Origin of the sequence: Oscillatoria sp. CS-180 (assembly GCF_028330965.1) — a bacterium.
In the GTDB taxonomy this organism is placed as follows: Bacteria; Cyanobacteriota; Cyanobacteriia; order Phormidesmidales; family Phormidesmidaceae; genus Halomicronema.
This window is the reverse complement of sequence record NZ_JAQMUB010000014.1, coordinates 1-4,775: the sequence shown is the minus strand read 5'-3', so window position 1 is coordinate 4,775 and position 4,775 is coordinate 1. Positions and strand designations below refer to the sequence as shown.

Here is a 4,775-nt window from a genome sequence, read left to right as displayed (position 1 = left end):
CCCCCCCCACCCCTCGCAGGATAAACCCAAACTTTGGCAGATTGTGGGGAGCCGCGATCGCCTGTCCGAGACTGAATTCTGGACGTCTGACCTGCCTGACCGCTCGCCTGCGGTACGTCTATCGAGTCAGCAGAGGCGTCAAGGTTTTACCCAACGTCCAATCCTCATTCATTGGCGTAATCAAGAAGGATTCGGGTTCTTCTGGAGACATGTCAGCGCTAACGGCAACAGCCGAACAGCCGAGGGAACAAAACGGCCAATCCCCCTGCACAGGTGCGCTCAGTAACTTACAAACTCCACCTCTTGTCCCTTCAAATTCATAATGCTTGCAAAACTTACATTTCATGGTTCACTTTTCGATGATTCTTTTATTAAATGAATTTGCCTGAAAAGTGTTCGGTTCACAGACAAGGATAGAGGCCATCTCCGTTGACTTCATCATTGAAAAGAGCGAATGATGTTTGTCTGATAATCAAACACTAATTTAATGAAATACCAGGTAAATTCGTTCAGCAGCTATCTAAAGGAAGATCATTTCAACTCCACATTTTGAAGCAGCCATTGTGCTAAATTTTCAGGAGCTTTTAGATGTTCATCAAAACTGAGGTAACTATCACACCGTCACACCTTTCATTGTGATAGAAGTCAATCAGATGCGCTATCTAGTGATCCCAAATCCTTTCTCTAGAAGTTTGTGATTTATCTATGGCTGTCTTCCATAGTTGCCATGGGGTAACAAAAAGCATTCATTTTTAGATAAAAGCGCTTCAATTGACTCCTTTTTATTGTCTAGTCACGCTGATAAGAGTGTTGAAGCGATCGCTACTTGCAATAAAAATTAGCGACAAGTCTTTGCATAACTTTGTGAGGTATTGTTACATCGAAATGCTTCGCTCCGTTCGCTCCAATCGGATGGGAGAATTGGGTAAGACTGCACGAAACAACCAGTTACAAATCGGCAAAAGATAGAGATAAATGGCATAGGGAATAAAGCCTGAATCAGTCAGGATGACGGTTGCAGGAACCAAGCCAGCAATATTCCACGGAATAAGCGGAGCAATCACCACAGCAGAATTTTCAATATCCACGGCGAGCTGCTCCTGACTCGTTCGCGAGGCAACATATAGGGGTTGGGTAATTTGCTGGGTCAACAGGATGGCGATGGTCTGTGTGCAGCCAAAGGCGCTGGTGAGTCCTCCCGCAAACACGGTGCTGCCAAAGAGACCTCGCTTGCCCGACCAGCGCGCTAACCCATGTCCCACCGAGTTGAAAGTGCCTTGTCCCGAAAGGAGTCCGGCCAGGGCTGTCGAAACTAGAACAACTCCACAGACCTGTGCCATAGCCCAAAACCCGCCGCCACGAAAAATGTCGCTTAACGGATCGGTCTCTGGCAGCCGTAGCCCCAATACGAGGGTTGTGATCACGGTCACCAAGGACTGAGACTGGAGGGTCAGCGCTAGGACGATCGCGCTTCCTAGGCTGATGATCAATGTGCGGCGGACAGGTAGTCGGCACAATGTCAAAACCACCAGCAGTCCAGCTGGCAAAAGCGTGATGGGATGAATCACAAAGGTTGTCGGGATGCTGTCTAATAGCGGATTTTCGACAATCGATAAGGGATGCCGAAGAGAAGCTGCACCGTAGATCAATACGGATAGCGCCAGGGCACCCCAGCCCGTAATCATCATGTTTCGTAAATTGCGATAGATGTCAGTGCCTGTGATGGTGGCAACCAGGTGAGCGCTAGAGGACATGGGAGAACAGCGATCGCCTACATACGCCCCTGAAATCACCGCTCCCGCTGCCCAATATTCGTGAACGTCAGCCCCTCGCGCCATGATCATCAGCGCTAGGCCGATGGTGCCCGCGCTGCCAAAGGACGTGCCCAAAAGGGCCGAGACCATCCCCGTGAGGACGAAGGCTGAGACCAAAAACCATTGCGGATGAATCAGCTTCAGGCCGTAAAAAACCAGCGCTGGAACAGTGCCGGAAACGAGCCAGCTCGCTACCACAACGCCGATGAGCATCAGGATGCTGAGCACTCCTGAAGACTGCTGAACCCCCTGTTTCATCTGCCCCAACAGCGGGCGTAAGCCAACACCTCGTCGCCAATAGACGGCGGTCATCAAACTTAGAGCACCCAACAAGGGGTAAAAAATGGAGATTCCCTGCTGAACGGCAAGGAGTAATCCTACAAATGAGACCGTCAGGGCGATCGCAATACCCATACCTTGACCTAGGGCGCATCATCAATTAATTCTAGAAGCCTTATGGTACAAGCATTGCCGTGCCTGTCCTTGGTTTATAGCTGTAGCCATCTAGGTTTGTACATTTCTTTCCTGGAGATCCCCTTAGGAACGGGAACTTATTTAAGGATCAACTTTAAGCTTTGGATTCGCTGATAACTCAATCATGCAAAACTCAAAACTCAGAACTTAAAATTCATTCATTCCTTAGCAGACTTCAACTGTTCGCAGTACTGACGGGCGGGCACTATCGATGGCGCTCATGAAATCGCGATGAAGCTCCTCCGAGAAAACCCCTAAAAACCATGAGTCAACCGTTTCGAGCATCAGTCCGGTCACAAATCCGCGTAAAATTGTAGTCCGAAGTCTATCAATGGCGATCGCGAATGAAGTCTTACCTGGCAGCGGCTCTACAAATGACCAGCGTGCCTGATTTGCAACAGAATCTGGCCCAAGCTGAAGATTTAATTGACTTAGCAGTGCGGCAAGGCGCTGAACTCGTCACCTTACCCGAAAACTTTTCATTCTTGGGTGACGAAGAGGCCAAGCAAGCCCACGCCAAAGCCATTTGCGATGCCAGCGAGCAATTTCTCAAGAAAATGGCCCAGCGCCACCAGGTCACCGTGTTGGGCGGGGGCTATCCAGTGCCAGGGCAAGACGGCAAGTTTTACAACACAGCGCTGCTGGTGGCTCCCGATGGTGGTGAGCTGATGCGTTATGAAAAAGTCCATCTATTTGATGTGAATCTACCCGACGGCAACACCTATCGTGAATCGAGCACAGTCGTCTCGGGACAGGATTTACCTGCGGTTCACCCATCCAAGGCATTGGGCCATCTCGGTCTCTCCGTCTGCTACGACGTCAGATTTCCAGAACTGTATCGCCACCTGTCCCAGATGGGAGCCGAGGTGTTGATGATTCCGGCAGCCTTCACGGCCTTCACTGGAAAAGACCACTGGCAAGTGCTGCTTCAGGCCCGCGCTATTGAAAACACGGCCTACGTCATCGCCCCCGCCCAAACCGGATTTCACAACGGGCGTCGCCAATCCCACGGCCACGCCATGATCGTCGATCCCTGGGGCATTGTTCTAGACGATGTCGGGGTCGATGCTGGGGTGGCGATCGCGGAAATCAACCCCGCCCGCCTCTCCCAAGTTCGCCAACAAATGCCCTCCCTCCAACACCGCGTTTTCATCTAATGTTTTGTGGGGACGTGCTAGCGCGTCCCTATGAGGCGATCGCGTCTTGTAGAAGATCTCTAAACACAAAAATACCTGGCTGTGGTGCAACGCTGCGCTAGTGACACCCCACCAGTGGTCAATACTCTCCTGGAGATCCCTACAGGTCTACGGCTTCAGCAAGCACTCGGTCACAAATTCGCGATCGCAACCCTTCTTGAGTCACAATATCGACCCGGCAGTCTAATAAATCCTGTAAATCCATCAACAATCCGCCTAAATCCAGCAGGCTTCGCCCAGACTCCATTTCGACTAAGAAATCGACATCACTTCTCAATTCTAAGGGAAGGGAACCAGGCTCCCAAGCTTGAGAGCCTGGTTGGGGTGAGGGCATTGGCTACGCTAGAACCCGCACTCCTACCCGTTATTCAAACAGCCTGTCGCGCTGCAAATATCGCAACACATCGCCCGGATCCTGACGGATCAACACGCCGTTTTCCGGCACATCAATCTTCGGACTCCACTCGATGCGCTCAATGCAGCCCCGCAGGTGAAACAAGTCAATGGCCCTCTGGGTATCCGCCTCAGTACCCACGAGATAAAGTCGCAGACGCTTGTGCCGTCGTTGGGGATGAGCAGGCGGGCTCGGCAACGACGGCGGTGCCGCCTCCGTATGATGAGACGGCAAAAAGTATTGAATGGTAATCACAGGGATTCCTCCAAAGAATCAGTTTGGGTGAATCCCCGAAGACTCAGTCGCCCTCGGACAAGAGCTAGCGTCGGGCGACCTAAAATAGGCACAGCCGGTACGACAGGTCTGGTCTGTCTGCGGGTTAGGCGCTGGTTTGTGTCCCACCACTTACCAGTGCCGCCGACCAAATATTCGGGGAGAGCAAGCTGCACGGATACAGCTATGGTTGCTGATAGTAGTCGATTTGCTCCCCAAAGGCAAGTTAATTTTGATACCAGGACGAAGTGAGCGAAAAATTAGCAGCTAGCAGCGCAGGAAGCCACCGTAGCGTTGACAGCCTTTAGGTTATTTCTTCGCCTATTGCCTTCATCCTTATCAACGAGGTCGTCGCTTTTCCACCCACTGCTCAGCCGCTTCCAATGTCTCAAATTTGTCGGGATAGCGATCATAAAGCACCGCCGCCAACCGCTCCCAATCTCGATTAGGGTCTATGGTGATATTGGCAGGCAGCGAAGCATTACAGATCAGCGGCGGATATTCGCCTTCCAGTTGTTCACGGGTTAGATTTTGAGCGTTACCTAATCCAGTTTCGATGAGGATAGCGCTGTCGAGGTTGGCGCTGTCGAGGTTGGCGCTGTCGAGGTTGGCGCTGTCGAGGTT

The 4,775-nt window shown here is 51.5% G+C and carries 6 protein-coding genes and 1 pseudogene; 2 read left to right on the top strand and 5 right to left on the bottom strand.

The genetic code is table 11. From position 1 onward, the window contains the following. A partial coding sequence (locus PN498_RS02060; protein ID WP_272061013.1) for a hypothetical protein occupies positions 1-323 on the top strand: 323 nt, incomplete at its 5' end. A gap of 552 nt (positions 324-875) precedes the next feature. On the opposite strand, the gene PN498_RS02055 is transcribed toward PN498_RS02060, so the two are convergent. Next, on the bottom strand, positions 876-2,228 hold the full coding sequence (locus tag PN498_RS02055) for a Na+/H+ antiporter NhaC family protein (protein ID WP_272061012.1): 1,353 nt from the start codon (positions 2,226-2,228) through the stop codon (positions 876-878). A gap of 404 nt (positions 2,229-2,632) precedes the next feature. Between PN498_RS02055 and PN498_RS02050 the strand changes: the two genes are divergently transcribed. Further along, positions 2,633-3,445 carry a carbon-nitrogen hydrolase family protein gene (locus PN498_RS02050; protein ID WP_272061011.1) on the top strand — a complete coding sequence of 271 codons (813 nt, stop codon included), beginning with the start codon at positions 2,633-2,635 and terminating at the stop codon, positions 3,443-3,445. 139 nt (positions 3,446-3,584) lie between these two features. Here PN498_RS02050 and PN498_RS02045 read toward each other — a convergent pair whose 3' ends face one another. The 4 genes and pseudogenes from PN498_RS02045 to PN498_RS02030 form a co-directional block, all read right to left on the bottom strand. Then, a complete protein-coding gene (locus PN498_RS02045) occupies positions 3,585-3,818 on the bottom strand; it encodes a nucleotidyltransferase domain-containing protein (RefSeq protein WP_272061010.1) in 234 nt (77 codons plus the stop codon). 30 nt (positions 3,819-3,848) lie between these two features. Next, the gene (locus PN498_RS02040) at positions 3,849-4,133 is read right to left on the bottom strand and encodes a hypothetical protein (RefSeq protein WP_272061009.1); all 285 of its coding nucleotides are present in this window, start codon (positions 4,131-4,133) and stop codon (positions 3,849-3,851) included. Further along, positions 4,130-4,327, bottom strand: a complete 198-nt coding sequence (locus PN498_RS02035; RefSeq protein WP_272061008.1) for a hypothetical protein — start codon at positions 4,325-4,327, stop codon at positions 4,130-4,132. Before PN498_RS02035 ends, PN498_RS02040 begins: the two co-directional genes overlap by 4 nt. Before the next feature lie 163 nt (positions 4,328-4,490). Further along, positions 4,491-4,775: pseudogene (locus tag PN498_RS02030) on the bottom strand (hypothetical protein); the annotation flags it as partial.

Bases quoted from the DNA above. Each gene is read 5' to 3' on its own strand.
- PN498_RS02055 (WP_272061012.1), bottom strand. From the start codon at position 2,228: ATGGGTATTGCGATCGCCCTGACGGTCTCATTTGTAGGATTACTCCTT.
- PN498_RS02045 (WP_272061010.1), bottom strand. From the start codon at position 3,818: ATGCCCTCACCCCAACCAGGCTCTCAAGCTTGGGAGCCTGGTTCCCTT.
- PN498_RS02050 (WP_272061011.1), top strand. From the start codon at position 2,633: ATGAAGTCTTACCTGGCAGCGGCTCTACAAATGACCAGCGTGCCTGAT.